We start from the raw sequence: 20,644 nt of genomic DNA on the forward strand, positions 1-20,644 counted from the left end.
CGCATGAAAAAGGACAGTCACGTGACCACCGACCTGCAATCGCCGACGGATATCTATCGGCACGTCGCACGCGACGTCGAAGGTATTCTCACCCGCTTCGACGTCCCGTCCACCCACCCGCAGCTCGAGGCGCATACCCGCGCTGCGGTGGCGCTGCTGGCCGATTTCCGCCAGCGCATCGACGAGCAGGTGCAGGCGCTGGACCGCAATGCGGAATGGGATGCCTTCACCATCGCCTTCTATGGCGAGACCAATGCCGGCAAGTCCACCCTCATCGAAGCGCTGCGGATCGCGCTCGGCGAAGCCAGCAAACGCGATGCACAGCAGGCGTTCGACCAGTTCCAGCGCGAGCACGGGCTGAGCGAAGCCGACATCGCCGCGCTGGAGGCGCGCATTGACGAGGCACGGCACGCGCTGGCCGCGCTGCAGGCCGGGCAGGAGACGGCCATGATCCAGTACGACTCGCGCCAGACCGCGCTGCTGGACGACATCGCCGCCTTGCAGGCCGAGGCCGCAGCGGCGCCCGCACCCTCCTGGTGGGCGCGCATGCTGGGCGTGTTTCGCCGTACGCCGAAGGACACCCGCCTGGACGATGCCCAGCAGCGGCTGGCCGAGGTGAACGGCGAGCGCGAGGCGGCGCGGCAGGCGCAGCAGACCCGCCTGGCGGAGGTGCAGCAGCGGCTGTCGGAGGACGAGCAGCGGCAGGCGGGCCTGGGCAAGTCACTGCAGCAGCTGGCCGCCTACGCCGATGGCGGCATCATCGGCGACGGGCGCTCGGATTTCACCGTCGCCACCGGACGCTTCGCCTTTGAAGCCAACGGGCAGTCGTTCGTGCTGCTGGACGTGCCGGGCATCGAAGGCGACGAGGCCAAGGTCCACGACCACATCGACAGCGCGGTACAGACCGCGCACGCCGTGTTCTACGTCACCGGCAAGCCGACCGCGCCGCAGAAGGGCGAGGCGGGGCGCCCCGGCACGCTGGAGAAGATCGAGCGCCATCTGGGGCCGCAGACCGAAGTCTGGACCCTGTACAACAAGCGCGTGACCAACCCGATGCAGCTGCAGGCGGCCCGGCTCACCAGCGACGACGAGGAGGCCAGCCTGGCCGACCTGGACGGGCGCGTGGCCAGCGTGCTGGTTGACCAGTACCGCGGCAGCCGCACGGTCAGCGCGCATCCCGCCTTCCTGGCCAATGCACGGCATCTGGTGCCCGGCTCGGACAATGCGCGCAACCAGCGCAAGTTCCTGGACCGGATGGATGCCGATGAACTGCGGCAGCGCAGCGGCTTTGCCGACTTCCAGTCGTTCCTGACCACCGAGCTGGTGGACGACTGCAAGGCCAAGATCCAGCGGTCCAATTTCAACAAGGCGCGCGAGGTGGTGGACACCGTCGCGGCGAGCATCGCCACGCTGCAGCAGGAGCGGTTCCAGCCGCTGTCCACCAGCCTGGCCCAGGACGCCGACGGCGCCGTGCGCCAGATGGGCCTTGCGGTGAAGTCGATGCGGGCGCGGCTGCGCGACAAGGGCCGGTCCAGTATTGCCCGTTACACGGTGCGCGTACGCGAGCACATGTACGCCTACATCGAGGGCGACCACGGCAATGACGTGGTCGCCAGTGTGCTGGAGGACTGCATGGAGCGGGAAGCCAACCAGCTCGTGGAGGATGTCGGCGTTGCGATGGCCGCACAGCGCGAGCGCCTCGAGCAGGAGATCGCCTCGATCATCGAGACGTTCCAGCATCAGGCCGAGGAACTGCTCGACGCGTGCCGCGGCATGTCCGTGGGCGGCCTGGGCAGCCGCATCGACCTGAAGTTCAACATCGATCACGGCATTCAGATCGGCAGCCTCATCGCCACGCTGATCGGTGGCGCTGCGCTGTTCTGGACCCCGGTGGGCTGGCTGCTGATGATCCCGTCCGCGCTGACGCTGGCGTTCTCGGCCTACAAGGCGATCCGTGGGTTCTTCAGCAGCGAATTCCGCCAGACGCAGCAGCGCAAGACCGTGGACGAGAACATCGCCAATGCAGCCGATCAGCTCAAGCGCCGCCTTGAGGACGGGCTGACCGAGGCCTTCGCCGAGCTGGATACGGTGGTTGCCGGTATCCAGGCGTCCCTGCGCGCGCCGGTCGAGCAGGTGGACCACCTCAACCAGGTGCTGATCGCATCGACCCGCAACCTGCAGCAGCTCTCCTCCCGGATCCACGCACAAGGAACCCTCTGATGGAAACCACGTTGAGCGCCTTCAAGGCGCAGCAGTCCCAGGCCAGCGATGTGCTGGGCAAGTTGATCCAGTTCCTTGAGCGCGGCAGCGCGCTGGGCATCGCGCTGGAGCCGTCGGTGATCGACAAGCTCGCGGCCGTCCGCGACGGCATCGCCGGCGAGAAGCTCAAGGTCGCCCTGATCGGCGGGTTCTCCGAAGGCAAGACCTCCATCGCGGCGGCGTGGCTGGAGCAGCTCGACGAGGCGAGCATGAAGATCAGCCACCAGGAGTCCTCCAACGAGGTGAAGGTCTATGACGTCGGCGACGACTTCACGTTGATCGACACGCCGGGGTTGTTCGGCTTCAAGGACCGTATCAGCGCCGACACCCATGAGGTCGAGAAGTACAAGGACATCACCCGCCGCTACGTCAGCCAGGCGCACCTGGTGCTGTACGTGATGAACTCGGTCAACCCGGTCAAGGAAAGCCACCGCGACGAGCTGAACTGGCTGTTCCGCACGCTGGACCTGCTGCCGCGCACGGTGTTCGTGCTGAGCCGCTTCGATGACGTGGCCGACGTCGAGGACGAGCAGAGCTACCAGGCGGCGTTGGCGATCAAGCGCGACAACGTCGCCGGACGTCTGACCGACCTGCTCGCGCTGGACGCGGCCGAGCGCACCGACCTGTCGATCGTGGCGGTGGCGGCCAATCCCTTCGACATGGGGCTGCCGCACTGGCTGTCGCAGCTGGACACCTACCATCGGCTGTCGCGCATTGCCATGCTGCAGCAGGAAACCCGCCAGCGCATCGCGCGCAGCGGCGGGGCGGTAGCGTTGGTGGAAGACGCCCGCCGCAGTGTGATCCGCGACGTGCTGGACAAGCAGCTGCCGGTGGCCCGGCAGAACGATGCGCGCATCGCCGAGGAGCTGCAGCGCACCGAAGCGCTGTCTGTGCGCATGAACCAGCAGCTTGTCCAGGCCAAGGGCGATGTCTCCGAAACGCTGATCGAGCTGCGGCGCTTCGTTGCCGATTTCTTCGCCGGACTGATCCTGCAGGCCAAGGGCGTGGACCGCCAGACCTTCACCGACTTCTACGAGCGCGAGATCGGCGCTGACGGCATCATGCTGTCCACGCATCTGCAGAACGAGTTCGAGCAGCGCGTGAAGGGTGTCAACCTGCAGATGGCCAAGGTCCAGCTCGACCTGGATACCGAGGTCAACCACATCAATGCGGTGATGCGCGATATGGGCAAGCAGGGCCTGCAGTACGTGCTGAAGGGCAACCTGATCAACAACGGTTCGGTACTGGCCGCGCGCGATGGCATCGTGGGGGCGGCCAAGGCGCTGGGCATGGACGGCGTGGGCAAGGCGCTCAAGTTCAAGCCGTGGGGCGCGGTCAAGTTCGCCAAGGCCGCCAATGGCGCGCTGGTGTTCGTGGGCGCCGCGATGGAGATCTGGGACAGCTGGAACGAAGCCCAGCGCGAGAAGGCCTTCCAGACGCTCATCGCAACGATGGTGACCTCGTTCGAGGACCAGCGCGCAGACCTGCTGACGATGCTGCAGGGCGAGCAGGCCGTGCCCAACCTGTTCCCGGACTACCAGGAACTGGAGGCCAGCGTACAGGTCGTGCAGGCCGAGACGGCGGTGGTCAAGGAGCGTCGTCAGCAGTTCCAGGCCTGGAACGAGGAAGCGCTCGCGCTCGAAGCCGAGTTCAAACGCCTGCCCAACTGAGGCGGCGTGCGGGCCGGTGGCGCTGCGACGCAGATCGTCGCGCCACCGGGCCACGATACAGGCTCCTCCAACGCAGTAAAGGAAGCGCCATGTTGAAGAATGCCCTTGCCCTGGTCGGTTTGTGGGTCGTGATCGCCAAGACCCAGGCGTTGATCGAACGGGTCCGCGATGAAGCGGCGTCCGACTGACCGCGAGGCCTCGGGACCCACATGATCCGTCCGCCCGCCCGCATGTACTTCTGCCCCGCCTGCCGCTGGTTCCGCTGGGTACGCCCGCGCAGCGATTGCCTGCTGGAGGGTGTGGACGTTGTCCGCCGCTGTCCCCGCTGCGCGTCGAGCGTCATGGCCCTCGGCGGTGACTGGCGCAGCCTGCTGTCGCGCTGGCTGCGCCGTCGAGCACGTTGACGGCCCGGCTCAACCTCGCTGCAGGCCGCGGCGGCCGGGCGGTTCGGGCAGGTCGTCACTGGCCAGCACAACCCGGTTGCGGCCGCGCTTTTTTGCCTCGTACATGGCCGCATCGGCGCGGGCCATCAACCGCTCGTAATCCGGATGGCCATCGTGCGCGGCCACGCCGATGCTGGCGGTAAGCGCCAGCGCCTGGCCATCGGCGAGCTGCGCCGGGGTCTGCGCGATGTGCTTGCGCAGGTTCTCGGCGATCACCTCGGCCTGTGCGGCCGTGGCCGCGACCAGCACCACCACGAACTCCTCGCCGCCGTAGCGGAACAGGTAGTCGCTCCCACGGGTGAGCTGTCCGAGCAGGGCGGCCACATGCTGCAGGGCGCGGTCGCCGCCGTCATGGCCGTGCGCATCGTTGATCGCCTTGAAGTGGTCCAGGTCCAGCAGCAGCACCGAGAACGGAGTGTGGGTGCTGTTGGCCAGTTCGATTTCCCGGCGCAGCACCGTCGGCAGGAAGCGCCGGTTGAGCAGATTGGTCAGCGCGTCGCTGCCCGCATCCAGCTCACCGATGCGTTCGAACAGCATGCTCATCAGCGTGCGGATGCGTGCCAGCTGCTCGCGGATGCCCTGCAGGGCGGTGAAACGAGCGCCCACGTCGGCGTGTGCCTGCGCGGCGCGCAACTGCGCATCCACGGTGGCGATCAGGGCACCCACCTGCGCGGTTTCGCTGCTTTCGCCGAAGCTGGGAATGCCCTTGTGGGTGAACCACAGGCCGAATTCGGAGTGCGCCAGATCGACGGTGTCGGTCTCGCTGGCCTGGCTGGCGATGGCGTAGAGCAGCGCGTTTTCCCAGTCGAGCAGCAACGCACGCTGGCGCTCGCGCTCGGTGCTGACGTTCTGCACCAGCGAGAACAGGCGGTAGGCCGCATCGGTACGCGAGGAGCGCTCGCGCGCATGCGTGTACGCCAGGGTCATGCCTTCCAGCGCGATGTCGACCGACGCGCTCAGGCAGGCGATCGCCTGGAACGCGACTTCGCTGTTGGGCGCCTGTGCCACGATGCGTTCGAACAGACGCTGCTTGAGCACCCGTGCGCCGCGTGTGACCAGATCCACCGGAATGCCCACGCGCGCATGCACGTCGCCAATCACCCGCTGCGCCGCCACCAGGGCCGGGATGCTGGCCGGGGTCGCGGTGAGCAACTGGGACAACCAGCGCTGCATGGCCGGCTTCAGGCGCAGGCGGACCTGGTCGTGCGACAGGAACCGGCTGGCGCGCGGATCTTCCAGCAGCACGTCGTAGAAGTGGTGGGCCAGCTCCGGCGGCGAATCGGCGGCCAGTGCGCACAGCAGCGACGCGGCCTCCGTGCCGGTGGACTGGAGGGTATGTTGCCAGGCATCGGCCAGCGGTCGGCTGGCCTCGTCCAGGTTTGGAACGTTATCCACGATGATTGCTCTTCCCGCCACACAGGCCGTCGAACCTTAGCGGCCGTGCGCAGCTGTAATGAAGTTACAGAATGAACGCAGGCACAAGTGTAATAGTCTCCGCCGCACGCCCTGCTTAACCTGCGCCCATTGTTCCGGAGGTACTGTCATGGCCCACGATCACGATCACCTGCCCAGCGAGATCCGCCACGAGAAGCCGTTGTGGTGGGCGCTCGGGTTGACCACCACCTTCCTGCTGGTCGAGGTGGCCGGCGCCTTCTGGACCAACAGCCTGGCGCTGTTGTCCGATGCGGCACACATGGCCACCGATACGCTGGCGCTGATGATCGCGCTGGTGGCGGTGCGGCTCAGCCGCCGCCCCCCCGATGCCAAGCGCACCTACGGCTACGCGCGGCTGGAAGCGCTGGGCGCGATGATCAATGGCGGCATGCTGTTCGTGGTGGCCGGCTACATCCTGTACGAGGCGATCGAACGGTTCCGCACGCCGCAGGAGATCGCCTCCACCGGCATGCTGGTGATCGCCGCGTTCGGCCTGGTCATCAACCTGATCTCGATGCGCCTGCTGCGTGCTGGCAGCGGCGAGAGCCTCAATGTGAAGGGCGCCTACCTGGAGGTCTGGGCGGACATGCTCGGCTCGGTGGCGGTGATCCTGGGCGCGCTGCTGATCCAGTGGACCGGCTGGAAGCCGATCGACCCGATCCTGGCGGTGCTGATCGGGCTGTGGGTGCTGCCGCGCACCTGGGTGCTGATGCGCGAGGCGATCAACGTGCTGCTGGAAGGCGTGCCCAAGGGCATGGACGTGGCCGCGGTGCGCACCGCGCTGTGCAGCCACGATGGCGTGGTGGATGTGCACGACCTGCATGTGTGGGCGCTGGCATCGAGCACGCCGGCGCTGACCGCGCACGTGGTGATGGGCACCGGCGTGGACCCGGACCGCCTGCGCCGTGAGCTGGGTGAGACGCTGCACGAACGCTTCGGCATCGACCATGTGACCCTGCAGATCGAAGCCGACCACTGCGGGGATGCCTGCAGCGTGGGTACGCCGCGACCTGCCCATGCCGACGATCATGAGGGCCACGACCACGACCACGGCACGCATGCCCACGGCGCCGCAGGCGAGCGCCGCCGCAGCGGCCCGGACGCGCAGGGCCACCACGGCCACCCGCACCCCTGACCGCCGCGCGCGCAGGCGGGCCGGGCGGGGTTGCCGCTACAATGCCCGCCTGCCTTGCCATCTGTCGGAGATACTGCAGTGACCCGTAAACTCGTACTGTTGCGCCACGGCCAGAGCCAGTGGAACCTGGACAACCGCTTCACCGGTTGGGTGGACGTGGAACTGACCGAGCAGGGGCGCCGCGAGGCTGCCGCCGCCGGCCGTCTGATGCGCGAGGAAGGCCTGCAGTTCGATGTGGCGCACACCTCGGTGCTCAAGCGCGCCATCCACACGCTGCAGGGCGCGCTGGCCGAGCTGGACCAGGACTGGCTGCCGGTCAGCAAGAGCTGGCGCCTGAACGAGCGTCATTACGGCGGCCTGCAGGGCCTGGACAAGGCCGAGACGGCTGCCAGGCATGGCGAGGACCAGGTCAAGATCTGGCGCCGCTCCTACGACATCCCGCCGCCGGCGATGGACATCGAGGACCCGGGCCACCCGATCCACGACCGCCGCTACGCCGGTCTGGACCGCAACGCGCTGCCGGGCACCGAATCGCTGGCGACCACGCTGGACCGCGTGCTGCCGTACTGGTTCGACGCGATCGCCCCGCAGCTCAAGGACGGCAAGACCGTGCTGGTCACCGCGCATGGCAACTCGCTGCGCGCGCTGTACAAGTACCTCAACAACGTCTCGCAGGAAGCCATCTTGGAGCTCAACATCCCGACCGGCATCCCGCTGCTGTTCGAGTTGAACGATGACCTGAGCGTGCAGTCGTTCCGTTACCTCGGCGACCCGGAAGCGGCACGCAAGGCTGCCGAGGCCGTGGCCAACCAGGGCAAGGCGAAGTAACCCGCCCGGCTGCACGTCCCGTAGAGCCGGGCTCTGCCCGGCTGCACTGCACGCACCGTAGAGCCGGGCTCTGCCCGGCCGCCCTTGGCGCCAGAAACGAACAGACCAGTGCGGACCAACGGTCCGCACCCACCCGGTCTGCCCCGCACCCACCACGTGTGCCCGCACCCACCACCACGTCTGCCCCACACCCACCCGTGGGCAGGGTGTGACCTTTGGCCGGTCCCGAGCTTCCGCTCCCGCGCTACGCTCCGTGATTGCCCGCCATGCGGGCGTTGCATCCATCCGTAGCCGGAGAGTCGAATGAAGTTGTCCAAACTGGTCCCGTTGGGCCTGACCCTCGCCATCGCCGCGTCGCTGGCGTCGTGCGGCAAGACCGAAACCACCCCCGCCGCCACGGCCGATGCCGCTGCCAAGCCGGCCTTCGATCAGTCGCAGATCAAGACGGCGCTGATTTCCCTCAACAGCGCCGACCTGGACCCGACCATCGCGGCCTGCACGGACCTCAACGGGTTCGTCAACAGCAAGTGGCTCAAGGCCAACCCGGTGCCGAACGACCAGACCACCTGGGGCAGCTTCGAGATCCTGCGCGAGCGCTCGCTGGAAGTGCAGCACGCGCTGGTCCAGCAGGCTGCCGCCAGCCAGGCCAAGGCCGGCTCGGTGGAAGCCAAGATCGGCGACATCTGGAAGACCGGCTCGGACGAAGCCAAGATCGAAGCCGCCGGGATCGCACCGCTGCAGCCGCAGCTGGACAAGATCGCCGCACTGAAGGACACCGCCACCATCGCCCAGTACCTGCGCGACAGCCAGGCACAGGGCCAGGGCGTGCTGTTCTCGCTGTTCGGCAATGCGGACTACAAGGATTCGGCCAACGTCATCGCGTACGTCGGCCAGGGTGGCCTCGGCCTGCCGGAAAAGGGCTATTACTTCGACGATTCGCAGGCCAAGATCCGCGACGCCTACGTGGCCTACATCGCCCAGGTGCTGACGCTGTCCGGCGTCGACGCCGAGCAGGCCAAGACCCAGGCCAAGGCCGTGCTGGACTTCGAAACCCGCCTGGCGAAGGCCTCGCTGTCGCGCATCGAACTGCGCGATCCGTCCAAGCGCTACAACCCGATGAGCGCGGCCGACGCCGACAAGCTGACCCCGAACTTCAGCTGGACCGCGCTGTTCGACACCCTGAAGGTGCCGGCCGCGCAGAAGTTCTCGCTGGCCCAGCCGGGCTTCTTCGGCGAAGTGGACAAGATGCTGGCCGACGTGCCGGCCGCCACCTGGCAGGCCTACCTGCGCTTCCACACCGTCGATGACGCCGCGCCGTACCTGAGCAGCGCCTTCGAGAAGGCCAACTTCGACTTCTACGGCACCACCCTGCGTGGCCAGAAGGAAATGCAGCCGCGCTGGAAGCGCGTGCTGGAATCGGTCAATGGCGCCATCGGCGAAGGCCTTGGCCAGCTGTATGTCGATGCCGTGTTCCCGGCTGACTCCAAGGTGGCCATGCAGCACCTGGTGGAGAACCTCTCGGTGGCGCTGAAGGCGCGCCTGGAGAAGCTGGAGTGGATGAGCGAAGACACCCGCAAGAAGGCGCTGGAGAAGTGGGCCAGCTTCACTCCGAAGATCGGCTACCCGGACAAGTGGCGCGACTGGTCGGGCCTGGAGACCAACGGCGACAGCTACCTGGCCAACATGCAGGCCGCGCGCGCGTTCAACTACCGCTTCATGCTGGCCAAGATCGGCAAGCCGGTGGACAAGACCGAGTGGGGCATGACCCCGCAGACCGTCAACGCCTACTACAACCCGACCAAGAACGAGATCGTGTTCCCGGCGGCAATCCTGCAGGCGCCGTTCTTCGACGCCAAGGCCGACCCGGCGCTGAACTACGGCGGCATCGGTGCGGTGATCGGCCACGAGATGATGCACGGCTACGACGATTCGGGCAGCCAGTTCGCCGCCAACGGCAACTTCGACAACTGGTGGAGCGACACCGACCGCAGCGCCTTCACCCAGCGTACCGACCAGCTGGTCGCGCAGTTCGACGGCTATGAATCGCTGCCGGGCGTGAACGTGAAGGGCAAGCTGACCCTGGGCGAGAACATCGGCGATCTGGGCGGCCTGACCGTGGCCTATGACGCGCTGCAGATGGCGTTGAAGGAAGACCCGAAGGTCAACGTGCCGGTCGATGGCCACACCCAGGACCAGCGCTTCTTCATGAACTGGGCCACCGTATGGCGCCGCAACTTCACCGAAGGCGAGCTGCGCGTGCGCCTGAACACCGATCCGCACGCCCCGGCGAACTTCCGTGCCAACGGCGCGCCGTCGAACATGCCGGCCTACGCGCAGGCATTCGCGTGCAAGGCCGGCGACGGCATGGTGCGTGCCGACGACAAGCGTGTCGTGATCTGGTGATCGCGCGCGGTTGAGTGATACAGAAAACCCGGCAATCGCCGGGTTTTTTGTGGGCGGACCGCAGGGAACTCAGCCCAGGGTCGGTTCGCGGCGCAGCAGATGCTGGAACGCGCCCAGTACCTCCGGGTCGATCATGCCGCCGGAGGCATCCTCCAGCAGGAACATGACGCGGCTGCGCTCCATCGCATCGCGGTAGGGCCGCTCGCTGGTCATCGCATCCCAGGCGTCGACGACGGTCAGCACGCGCGCACCCAACGGGATGGCGCTGCCCCTGAGGCCGTCGGGGTAGCCGCTGCCGTCGTAGGCTTCATGGTGCCCGCGGATCAGGCGTGCCACGGCGTGGGCGTCGGCGCGGCCGGTGGCGGCGAAAATGCGTTCGCCGCGCTCGGGATGGGTGCGCATGATCGCCCGCTGCTCGTCATCCAGGCGTGCCGGATGCAGCAGGACGTTGTCGGGAATGCCGATCTTGCCGATGTCGTGGAAGCGCGCGGCAAGGGCCAGGTGCGCGCGATCGGTGGCATCCAGGTCGCAGTAGCGGCCCAGCTGCTCGCACATCGTGCCGACGCGGTCGCAGTGGAAACGGGTGTAGGGGTCGCGCATCTGCAGCGACATCGACAGCGCGTCGATGGAGCAGGCGAGGGGGTGATCGGTGGGGCGGGGGAGGGGATCGGTCACGGTCACAACTTCAAGGATCCCGGCCACCTGCGTGACCGGGACCGGGTGGATCAATGCTTCTGCAGGTTGATGCGGTGCTGCTTGGCGTAGGCGTCCTGGGCGTCGCTCAGGGCCTGCATCTCAACGTCCATGCGCTCACCGATCACGGTCAGCTTCTCCGCCAACGGCGCGATCTGCTCCTGGCTGTAGCCGTCCGGCAGTTCGGCAATCTGCAGCAGCACACCGAACAGTTCCTCGGCGGTCTGCACATAGGTGCGCAGCTTCTGGTGCAGGTCCTTGGCGTCGTCGGACGGCGGCATCTGGTCGATGCTGACCAGGCGGTCCTGCTGTTCCTTCTGCGCGTTGCCCAGCGCGAACTTGAAGGTGCCCAGGCCCTTGCCTTCCTGCAGTGCGCGCTGCAGCTGCTCGCTCTGCGGCCCGACAGTCCACTGCTGCACGGTGCTGGTGGTGCCGTTCCAGTACGCGACGTTCTCGGTGAGGTAGTCGCGGGCGCTCATGCCGCCGCCGCACGCGGTCAGCAGGGCCAGGACGGCGGCCAGCACCAGGTAATGGAATCGTTTCAAAGCAACTCTCCTTGTCGCGGGCAAAAGAACAGGGTGATCCCCTCCGGCCCGCTGAGCGGAGGGGGTCGGGGGATCGGTCAGCCCGGCGTGAGGGTCAGCAGCAGGGCCTTTGCGGCGCTGAAGCGGTCTTCGGGCAGGGGCAGGGGGTGGCGGATGCGCAGCTTGTCCGGGCCGTCCATGCTGTACAGCTTGGGCTGCTTCTGGATCAGCTGGATGACGGCCATCGGGTCGATGTCCGGCTTGGCATCGAACACGATGCGGCCGCCGTTCTCGCCCAGTTCCAGCTTGCGGATGCCGCGCGCGTTGGCCTGCAGCTTCAGCTCGGCCACGGCGAACAGGTGCTTGGCCGGATCGGGCAGCAACCCGAAGCGGTCGATCATCTCCACCTGCAGTTCGCGCAGGTCGGCCGGATCGCGCGCGCTGCTGATGCGCTTGTACAGAGTCAGGCGGGTGTGCACGTCCGGCAGGTAGTCGTCCGGAATCAACGCCGGCACGTGCAGTTCCACTTCGGCGCCGCGCGCTTCCTCGCCGGCATCCAGGTCGGGCAGCTTGCCCAGCCGGATGCTGCGCACCGCGCGTTCGAGCAGCTCGGTGTACAGGCTGAAGCCGACCTCGGCCATCTGCCCGCTCTGGTCCTCGCCGAGCAGTTCGCCCGCACCGCGGATTTCCAGGTCGTGCGTGGCCAAGGTGAAACCGGCGCCCAGTTCGTCCATCGAGGCGATAGCCTCCAGGCGCTTCTCGGCGTCGGGGGTCATCGAGCGCTTGTCCGGCACCACCAGATAGGCGTAGGCACGGTGGTGCGAACGGCCGACGCGGCCGCGCAGCTGATGCAGCTGGGCCAGGCCGAAGCGGTCGGCACGGTTGATGATGATGGTGTTGGCGTTGGGGATGTCGATGCCCGATTCGATGATCGTGGTCGACAGCAGCACGTTGAAGCGCTGCTTCTGGAAATCGAGCATCACCCGTTCCAGCTCGCGCTCGGGCATCTGCCCGTGGGCGATGCCGATGCGCGCTTCGGGCACCAGCTCGGCCAGGTCGCGCTGCATGCGGCCGATGCTTTCCACATCGTTGTGCAGGAAATACAGCTGGCCGCCACGCGCCAGCTCACGCTGGAAGGCTTCGCGCAGCAGCGCGTTGTCCCAGGCCGTGATGAAGGTCTGCACTGCCAGCCGGTTCGGCGGCGGGGTGGCGATGATCGAGAGATCGCGCAGCCCGGCCATCGCCATGTTCAAGGTCCGCGGGATCGGCGTGGCCGTGAGCGTCAGCAGGTGCACGTTGGCGCGCATCGCCTTCAGCGCTTCCTTCTGGCGCACACCGAAGCGCTGCTCCTCATCGACCACCACCAGGCCCAGGTCCTTGAACTTCACGTCCGGTTGCAGCAGGCGATGGGTGCCGATGATCACATCGATGGTGCCGGCGGCGACCTTCTCCAGCTCGGCCTTGATTTCCTTGGTGGTCTTGAAGCGCGACAGCACTTCCACCCGCAGCGGCCAATCGGCGAAGCGGTCGCGGAAGTTGCGGTAGTGCTGCTCGGCCAGCAGCGTGGTCGGCACCAGCACGGCCACCTGCTTGCCGGCGCTGGCGGCGGCGAACGCAGCGCGCACGGCCACTTCGGTCTTGCCGAAGCCGACGTCGCCGCAGACCACGCGGTCCATCGGCTGGCTGCTGGCCAGGTCGCGCAGCGTGGCATCGATGGCGGCGAGCTGGTCCGGGGTTTCCTCGAACGGGAAGCCGGCCGCGAACGGTTCGTACATCGAGCGGTCCACGTGCAGCGCCAGGCCGGCGCGGGCACGCCGGCGGGCCTGGATTTCCAGCAGCTCGGCCGCCACATCGCGAACCTTCTCGGCCGCCTTGCGCTTGGCCTTGGTCCATTGCTCGCCGCCGAGCGAATGCAGCGGCGCGGTCTCCGGCGAGGCGCCGGAGTACCGGCTGATCAGGTGCAGCTGGGCGACCGGCACGTACAGGCGGTCGCCCTTGGCATATTCGATTTCGAGGAATTCGCCGGGCATGCCGCCCGCGTCCAGCACGATCAGGCCACGGTAACGGCCGACGCCGTGATCCTCATGGACGATCGGCGCGCCTTCGGTGAGCTCGCCCAGGTCGCGGATGATCGCTTCGGGCTCGCGCCCGGCGCGGCGGGTGCGGCGGGTCTGGCCGGCGCGCTCGGGGAACAGCTGGCGTTCGGTCAGGACCGCCAGCGCCGGTTCGTCCAGCGCGAAGCCGTCCTCCAGCGGTGCCACGGTGATCGCAAAGCGCAGCTCGGGCTGGGCCAGGAAGGTCGGCAGGTCGGCGACCACCGGCGGTTTCAGGTCGGCGGCCTGCAGCACTTCCAGCAGCGCCTCGCGGCGACCTGGCGAGTCGGCGGCGATCAGCACGCGCCCGGGGTAGTGGCCGATGAAGGACTTCAGCGCCTCGCCGGCCGGTGCATCGCGTGCGGCCACCGGCAACGGCGGCAGTGGCTGGTCGCCCAGTGCATGCGCGTCCGCGATGCGCGGGTGGTCGGCCGCCCACACGTCCACGCGCGGCAGTGCATTGAGGCGGCTGTTGAGTTCGTCGGGGCTGAGATACAGCTCCTGGGGCGCCAGCAGGGGCCGCTCCACATCGTGGCGGCGCTGCTCATAGCGGTTCTGGGTCTGCGCCCAGAATGCCGCAGCGGCATCGCCGACGCCCGGCGCCACCAGTGGCAGCATGTTGGGCTGCAGGTAGTCGAACAGCGTGGCGGTCTGGTCGAAGAACAGCGGCAGGTAGTACTCCACGCCGGCCGGTGCCAGGCCCGATTTCAGGTCCTGGTACAGCGCGCTGCGCCGGGTATCCACGTCGAAGCGGTCGCGCAGGGTGGCCAGCACCCGCGCCACGCTGGCATCGTCCAGCGGCACTTCGCGGCCGGGCAGCATGCGCACCGCATCGACCTTGTCCAGCGAGCGCTGCGACTCCGGGTCGAAGGCGCGGATCGAATCGATGTCCTCGTCCAGCAGTTCCACCCGCAGCGGCGCATCGGCGCCCATCGGATAGACGTCGAGCAGGCCGCCGCGCACGGCGAAATCGCCCGGGTCCATCACCTGCGGCACGTTGCGGTAGCCGGCCGATTCCAGGCGGCGTTTTTCCGCGTCCAGGTCCAGGCGCTGGCCGACCTTCAGGTCGAAGCTGCCACCCACGATGTACTTCAGCGGGGCCAGGTGCTGCAGCAGGGTCTGCACCGGCACCACCACGATGCCGCGCGTCAGCGTGGGCAGGTGGTGCAGTGCCGCCAGGCGCTGGGAGATGATGTCCGGGTGCGGGCTGAACGCGTCGTACGGCAGGGTTTCCCAGTCCGGGAAGGCCACCACCGGCAGGTCCGCGTTGCTGCCCAGCAGGGTGCGCAGGTCCGCTTCGATCTGGTTGGCGCCGTGGTTGTCGCGGGCGATGACCAGCAACGGCCCGTCATGGGCCTGCGCGGCACGCGCGACATACCACGCCAGCGCGGTGGCCGAAGCGGGAGCGCGCCACCAGGCGCGGAGCTGTCCGGAACGTGGCAGCGGCGGTGCGGGATGGGAGGTGCGTGACATGAACCGCCGATTTTAGCAGACCGCGCGGCCACGACCGTGGACGCCGTATTGCCGGCCAGCGGCCGGCACTACGCATTGCCGGCCAGCGGCCGGCACTACGTCAGCTGTCGAGCTCGAGCACCATGCGCACCAGACCGGGCGTGCCCTGCGGATGCGGTACGGGCTGGAAGCCCAGCGAGGCGGCCAGTTGCTTCATCGGCTCGTTCTCTTCGGCCACATCGCCGTAGAGACGGTCCAGGTACTTGCCGCGCGCCCACTTGACCAGCTTGCGCATCAACTGCCGGCCCAGACCCTGGCCGACCAGGAAGCGGCTGACCAGGATGGCGTACTCGGCTTCGCGGGTGCCCTGGATGATCGACGCGCGGGCCACGGCGCCGACCACGGCCTCACCGGCCGGCAGCGATTCCGCAGCGACCAGGGTGATTTCGCTCTTGGGATTGGGGTGGGTCAGGCGCTGCGTGGTTTCCGGCGACAGTTCGGTCACCGACTGCAGGAAACGGTCGCGGATCTCTTCCGGGCCGAACAGGCTGAAGGCGGCGTGCAGGGGCGCACCGTCTTCCGGGCGGATCGGGCGGATCAACAGCTCATGGCCGCTGGGGGCCTTGAAGGTCTCGTGCCAGGGCGGCATGCGGTTACGGGTAGCCATACCGGTGGTTCCTTGGTGGTCTTCGGATTCTCGCATCCCCGGGGCCGCCTTCCGTGAACGGAACGCTCACAGGCCGCCGCCCCGGCGGAGGGGCTCATTCGGCCTGCTTGAGCCACTGCAGGCGGGTCGAGGCGCCCGCCTCGCCCAGGTGCTGCTTCAGCGCCGGCATGGCCGGGGCCAGGATCTGGTCGAACTGCCACGGCGGGTTGAGCAGCAGCATGCCGCTGCCATTCAGGCGCAGCGGGGAGTCGTCGGGCCGGATCAGCAGCTCGGCGGTCAGCGCCGAGCGGACCGGCAGGGCCACCGCCTTGCGCAGGAAGTGCAGGATGCTGCGGCGCTGCTTGATCGGGAACCAGATCGCGAACGTGGCCTGCGGCCAGCGCCCCAGGATCTCGGTCACCGAGGCCAGGATGCGCTGGTACTCGGCGTCCTGCGCCTCGTAGGGCGGGTCGATCAGGACCAGGCCGCGGCCGATCTTGACCCCGTTGGCCTTGGGCGGCAGCAGGGCCTTGTTCTGGGCGTAGCCATCGGCGTGGTACACCCCGACCCGGGCGTCATGGGCGAACAGGGCCTTCAGCGAGGCCACTTCATCGTCCTGCACTTCGCAGACCGCCATGCGGTCCTGCTCGCGCAGCGTCTGGGCGGTGAGCAGCGGCGAGCCGGGGTAGCTGATCATGGCCCCGACCGGGTTGTCGGCCTGGACCGCTTTGAGGTAACGCTCGATCACGGCCGGCAGCTGCGGCTGGGCCATCAGGCGCATCACCCCGTCCTCGGCCTCCAGGGTCTTGCGGCTTTCCTCGCTGGCCAGCAGGTAGCGGCCGGCGCCGCCGTGGGTATCGAGCACGAAGAACGGACTGTCCTTGCGCTTGAAGGTGTCGAGCAGGGCAAGCTGGACGACGTGCTTGAGCACGTCGGCATGGTTGCCGGCATGGAAGGCGTGGCGGTAGTTCATCGGCGCAGTGTACGGGGCGGGGGCGCCAGCGGCTATGCTGGGCAGATGAGCCACCCCCTGCACAACGTCCTGGTGGTCGAGGACGAAACGGCCATCGCCGACACCGTTCTGTATGCGCTGCGCAGCGAAGGCTACGCCGCCCGCCATTGCCTGCTGGGCGGCGAGGCCCTGGCCCAGCTGCGCCAGCAGGCCTATGACCTGGTGGTGCTGGATGTCGGCCTGCCGGACATGAGCGGGTTCGAGGTCTGCCGCAGCCTGCGCACCTTCAGCGAGGTGCCGGTGATCTTCCTGACCGCGCGCAACGATGAATTCGACCGGGTACTGGGCCTGGAGCTGGGGGCGGACGATTACATGGCCAAGCCGTTCTCGCCGCGCGAACTGGTGGCGCGGGTACGGGCGCGGCTGCGGCGTGCCGGCGCCGGCGCCGCTGCGGAGTCGGCCGGCTGGCAGCAGCTCGGGCGCTTTGCGATTGACCGCGAGGGCCGCCGGATCCGTTTCGGCGAGCAACCGCTGGACCTCACCCGCTACGAGTACGCGCTGATGGCCGCGCTGCTGCAGCGCCCCGGCGCGATCCTCAGCCGTGCCCAGCTGATGGACCGCGGCTGGGACAGCGACGCCGACAGTGCCGACCGCACCGTGGATACGCACGTGAAGACCCTGCGCGCCAAACTGCGCGCCGCGGGCGCCGATCCCGACCCGATCCGCACCCATCGCGGGCTGGGCTACGCGCTGGAGGCGTAACCGTGCGTCTGGGTCTCAAGCTGTTCCTGGGGTTCTTCCTGATCGTGGGGATCGCCGCGTTCTTCGTGATGCGCATCTTCGTCAACGAAGTAAAGCCGGGGGTGCGCCAGGCGATGGAGTCGACCCTGGTCGATGCGGCCAACGTGCTGGCGGAGATGGCGGCCGCCGACCTCAAGGCCGGCACCCTGCGCAATGGCACCTTCGTGACCAACCTGGCGCGCGCGCAGCGGCGCGATCCGAAGGCGATGGTGTGGCGCTTTCCCAAGCGCACGCTCGACTACCAGGTGACCATCACCGATGCCAAGGGCATCGTGGTCTACGACTCCAGCGGCCGCGACGTCGGGCGCGACAATTCGCGCTGGAACGATGTCTACCGCACGCTGCGCGGCGAATACGGTGCACGCTCCAGCCCGGAGACGCCGGGCGATGAAACCCACTCGGTGATGCACGTGGCCGCGCCGATCCTGGACCCGGCCGATGGCCGCACCCTGATCGGCGTACTCAGCCTGGCCCAGCCCAACCGCAGCATCGACCCGTTCATCGCTGCCAGCCAACGCGCGATCATCAAACGCGGCGCGTGGCTGATCGGCCTGTCGGCGCTGATCGGTCTGCTGATGACGGGCTGGCTGATGCACGGCGTGAACCGCCTCAACCGCTACGCCAAGGCGGTCAGCGCGGGCGAGCCGGTGCCACCGCCGAAGCCTCGCCGCGATGAGATCGGCGACCTTGGCCAGGCGCTGGAAACCATGCGCCGCAAGCTGGAAGGCAAAGCGTATGTCGAGCAGTACGTGCAATCGCTGACCCACGAAATGAAGAGCCCGCTGGCGGCCATCCGCGGCGCGGCCGAGCTGCTGCAGGAGCCGCTGCCCGATGCCGACCGCGAACACTTCGCGCGCAGCATCCAGGGGCAGGCACAGCGCCTCACCGAGACCATCGACAAGCTGCTGGCGCTGGCCGAGGTTGAACAGCACGGCTGGCTGCAGAAGCAGGAGCGCATCGCCCTGGCACCGCTGCTGCAGGCCGCTGCCGACGCGGTGGCGGTACGCGCGCAGGCTGCCGGGGTGACGATCGCGGTGGATGCGCCGGCCGAACCGGACCTGCACGGGGACCGCTACCTGCTGCGCCAGGCGTTGAACAACCTGCTGGAGAATGCGGTGGCCTTTGCGCCAGCCGGCAGCGCCATCGCGCTGCACGCGCGCGCGGACGACGGCGGCGTCGCGCTGCAGGTGGACGATCATGGCAGCGGCGTGCCGGACTACGCCCTGGAGCGGGTGTTCGAACGCTTCTATTCGTTGGCGCGGCCGGCCACCGGCCAGCGCAGTTCCGGGCTCGGCCTGTCGTTCGTGCAGGAAGTGGCGCGCCTGCACGGCGGCCGTGCCAGCCTGCGCAACCGCGATGGCGGCGGTGCGCAGGCGGTGTTGTGGCTGCCGCTGCGGCCGCCGTCGGCACCGGCGCGCCGCTGAGCCTGCAGGCACTTCACACAGACTTCAACTTCAGCACAAACCCCGCACATCGGCGTGCGCGACGCTGGCGCCCTCCCAACCGAGGACGGGCGATGAAATCCCTGAAGATGCTGTTGCGGTTCGCCATTGTCGGCGGGCTGATCCTGTTGCTGCTGATTCCCCTGGCGCTGATCAAAGGCGTCATCAACGAGCGCGAGGCGTACCGGAACGAGGCCTACCAGCGCGTCGCGCAGAGCCGTGCCGGCGCGCAGACGCTGACCGGGCCGATCCGTGTGGTGCCGTGGACCGAAACCCGCGAGGTCGAGGTGGTGGATGCGGCGGGCACCAAGAAGAAGGAGAAGCAGGTCGAGCAGGGCGAGTGGCTGCAGATGCCGTCCACGCTGCAGGTGGATGGCCGGATGCAGCCGGACGAACGCCGTATCGGTCTGTTCCGCGTGCCGGTGTACAGCTGGAACGCCACCATCAGCGCCACGTTCGCCGATGACGACTATCCGGCCAAGGAAGGTCGTGTGTATGGCACGCCGTACCTCACTGTGGGGATCGCCGACGTGCGCGGCCTGGTCGGTTCGCCCACGCTGCGCGTGGATGGCAAGGCGCTGGACCTGCTGCCCGACCCGGGCCCGGTGCGCAACATCGCCACCGGCCTGCACGTGGATCTGCCGGCATTCGACGACAACCGCGGTGGCGTGCTGAAGGCCAGTACCGTGGAACTGGCCCTGGTCCTCGACGGCAGCCGCTCGCTGGCGGTGGTGCCGGTCGGCGACGACAGCCGCATCGCGCTGCGTTCGCCCTGGCCGCATCCGCTGTTCGGCGGCAGCTTCCTGCCCAACCAGCGCAAGGTGGATGCGCAGGGGTTCGATGCGCAGTGGGCGGTGTCCTCGCTGGCGTCGCGGGCGCAGCAGCAGCTGCGCAGCCGTGGCGATGTCGAGGTCGAATCGGTGAGCGTTGAACTGGTCAATCCGGTGGACGTGTACACGCAGGCCGACCGTGCCAGCAAGTACGGCATCCTGTTCATCGTGCTGACCTTCGTCGGCTTCATTCTGTTCGAGCTGATCAAGCACCTGCGCATCCACCCGCTGCAGTACCTGATGGTGGGTCTGGGCCTGGCGGTGTTCTTCCTGCTGCTGTTGAGCCTGTCCGAGCACATTCCGTTCTGGATGGCATACGCGGTGTCGGCGGTGGCCTGTATCGGTGTGCAGGCGGTCTATCTGTCTGGCGTGCTGCACAGCTGGAAGCGCGGGCTGGGCTTTGCCGCCATGCTCAGCGTGCTGTACGGCGCGCTGTACGGCCTGCTGATTTCGGAGAACAACGCGCTGCTGATGGGCTCGCTGCTGCTGTTTGGCGTGCTGGCATCGGCAATGTGGATCACCCGTCGGGTGGACTGGTACGAACTGGGCGCCAGCCTCAAGTAAGCACGGAGACGACGATGATCACTTCCCGCCGCCTGCAGGAGCGCGCGTGCCGGGCCCTGCCGGCCCGACTGGGGCAGTGCGCGGTGCTGGCCGGGGAGGGCGCCGGCGACGGCTGGCCCTCCCCGTTGCAGGCCTTGCCGGGTGCGCGCGTCGCGCCCGGTCTGGTCCGGTTTTCGATCACGGCCGAGACCCGTTCCGCGTTGCTTGCCCGCGGCTTGGCGTTTCTGGGCGACGCGTGCGAGGCCCGCGGTGTGTTGCGGCAACCGGCGTGGTGCAGCCTGTATCGGCCGTGGCGCGAGGGCGCCGCGGCGCTGGCCGAGGCCGGTATCGATGGCCTTCCCGGCGACTGGCCGCAGTACACGCCGGTGTACGCCAGCGCCGCCCTCGACCGCAGCCGCTGGCTGATGCTGCTGCCGGTGCAGGGCGTGCTCTGGTACGGCTGGCATGCCTGAGCGCAGCGACCTGCCCCCGCGTC

15 protein-coding genes are annotated in these 20,644 nt (G+C 68.1%); 9 read left to right on the forward strand and 6 right to left on the reverse strand.

The features are described 5' to 3' along the window. Positions 1-21 precede the first annotated feature (21 nt). Together ACLB90_RS15910 and ACLB90_RS15915 are read left to right on the forward strand one after the other, a co-directional pair. Positions 22-2,220, forward strand: a complete 2,199-nt coding sequence (locus tag ACLB90_RS15910; RefSeq protein ID WP_411850372.1) for a hypothetical protein — start codon at positions 22-24, stop codon at positions 2,218-2,220. Next, on the forward strand, positions 2,220-3,929 hold the full coding sequence (locus ACLB90_RS15915) for a LeoA/HP0731 family dynamin-like GTPase (protein WP_411850373.1): 1,710 nt from the start codon (positions 2,220-2,222) through the stop codon (positions 3,927-3,929). Before ACLB90_RS15910 ends, ACLB90_RS15915 begins: the two co-directional genes overlap by 1 nt. 413 nt (positions 3,930-4,342) lie before the next feature. Here the strand turns inward: ACLB90_RS15915 and ACLB90_RS15920 are convergent, their stop codons facing one another. Further along, complete coding sequence (locus tag ACLB90_RS15920) at positions 4,343-5,767, reverse strand: GGDEF domain-containing protein (RefSeq protein ID WP_411850374.1); 1,425 nt, start codon at positions 5,765-5,767, stop codon at positions 4,343-4,345. Positions 5,768-5,915: 148 nt separating this feature from the next. Between ACLB90_RS15920 and ACLB90_RS15925 the strand changes: the two genes are divergently transcribed. The 3 genes from ACLB90_RS15925 to ACLB90_RS15935 all read left to right on the forward strand — a co-directional run bounded on the left by ACLB90_RS15925 (position 5,916) and on the right by ACLB90_RS15935 (position 10,172). Then, positions 5,916-6,941: a cation diffusion facilitator family transporter gene (locus ACLB90_RS15925; protein ID WP_411850375.1), complete on the forward strand. Its 1,026-nt coding sequence runs from the start codon at positions 5,916-5,918 to the stop codon at positions 6,939-6,941. Between the two features lie 78 nt (positions 6,942-7,019). Beyond that, positions 7,020-7,769: a 2,3-diphosphoglycerate-dependent phosphoglycerate mutase gene (gene gpmA / locus ACLB90_RS15930; protein WP_411850376.1), complete on the forward strand. Its 750-nt coding sequence runs from the start codon at positions 7,020-7,022 to the stop codon at positions 7,767-7,769. 303 nt (positions 7,770-8,072) lie between these two features. Further along, complete coding sequence (locus ACLB90_RS15935; protein WP_411850377.1) at positions 8,073-10,172, forward strand: M13 family metallopeptidase; 2,100 nt, start codon at positions 8,073-8,075, stop codon at positions 10,170-10,172. A 69-nt stretch (positions 10,173-10,241) separates the two neighbouring features. Here the strand turns inward: ACLB90_RS15935 and ACLB90_RS15940 are convergent, their stop codons facing one another. From ACLB90_RS15940 to ACLB90_RS15960, 5 genes are all read right to left on the reverse strand, one after another. Beyond that, the gene (locus ACLB90_RS15940; RefSeq protein ID WP_411850378.1) at positions 10,242-10,847 is read right to left on the reverse strand and encodes an HD-GYP domain-containing protein; all 606 of its coding nucleotides are present in this window, start codon (positions 10,845-10,847) and stop codon (positions 10,242-10,244) included. A 50-nt stretch (positions 10,848-10,897) separates the two neighbouring features. Next, positions 10,898-11,410: a hypothetical protein gene (locus tag ACLB90_RS15945; RefSeq protein WP_411850379.1), complete on the reverse strand. Its 513-nt coding sequence runs from the start codon at positions 11,408-11,410 to the stop codon at positions 10,898-10,900. 77 nt (positions 11,411-11,487) lie between these two features. Then, entirely contained in the window at positions 11,488-14,955 is a 3,468-nt protein-coding gene (gene mfd, locus ACLB90_RS15950; RefSeq protein WP_411850380.1) for a transcription-repair coupling factor, read from the reverse strand. 100 nt (positions 14,956-15,055) lie between these two features. Beyond that, the gene (locus ACLB90_RS15955) at positions 15,056-15,601 is read right to left on the reverse strand and encodes an N-acetyltransferase family protein (RefSeq protein WP_411850381.1); all 546 of its coding nucleotides are present in this window, start codon (positions 15,599-15,601) and stop codon (positions 15,056-15,058) included. 94 nt (positions 15,602-15,695) lie between these two features. Further along, positions 15,696-16,553 (reverse strand): 23S rRNA (adenine(2030)-N(6))-methyltransferase RlmJ, encoded by an 858-nt coding sequence (locus tag ACLB90_RS15960; protein WP_411850382.1) that lies wholly within the window; start codon positions 16,551-16,553, stop codon positions 15,696-15,698. Positions 16,554-16,598: 45 nt separating this feature from the next. On the opposite strand from ACLB90_RS15960, the gene creB reads away from it, so the two are divergent. From creB to ACLB90_RS15980, 4 genes are all read left to right on the forward strand, one after another. Next, a complete protein-coding gene (gene creB / locus ACLB90_RS15965; RefSeq protein ID WP_411850383.1) occupies positions 16,599-17,294 on the forward strand; it encodes a two-component system response regulator CreB in 696 nt (231 codons plus the stop codon). Between the two features lie 2 nt (positions 17,295-17,296). Further along, a complete protein-coding gene (gene creC, locus ACLB90_RS15970) occupies positions 17,297-18,757 on the forward strand; it encodes a two-component system sensor histidine kinase CreC (protein ID WP_411850384.1) in 1,461 nt (486 codons plus the stop codon). A gap of 92 nt (positions 18,758-18,849) precedes the next feature. After that, positions 18,850-20,169, forward strand: a complete 1,320-nt coding sequence (creD, locus tag ACLB90_RS15975) for a cell envelope integrity protein CreD (RefSeq protein WP_411850385.1) — start codon at positions 18,850-18,852, stop codon at positions 20,167-20,169. Positions 20,170-20,183: 14 nt separating this feature from the next. Beyond that, positions 20,184-20,621 (forward strand): hypothetical protein, encoded by a 438-nt coding sequence (locus tag ACLB90_RS15980; RefSeq protein WP_411850386.1) that lies wholly within the window; start codon positions 20,184-20,186, stop codon positions 20,619-20,621. The last annotated feature ends 23 nt before the right edge of the window (positions 20,622-20,644 follow it).

Source organism: Stenotrophomonas sp. LGBM10, from assembly GCF_046736075.1.
Lineage (GTDB): Bacteria > Pseudomonadota > Gammaproteobacteria > Xanthomonadales > Xanthomonadaceae > Stenotrophomonas.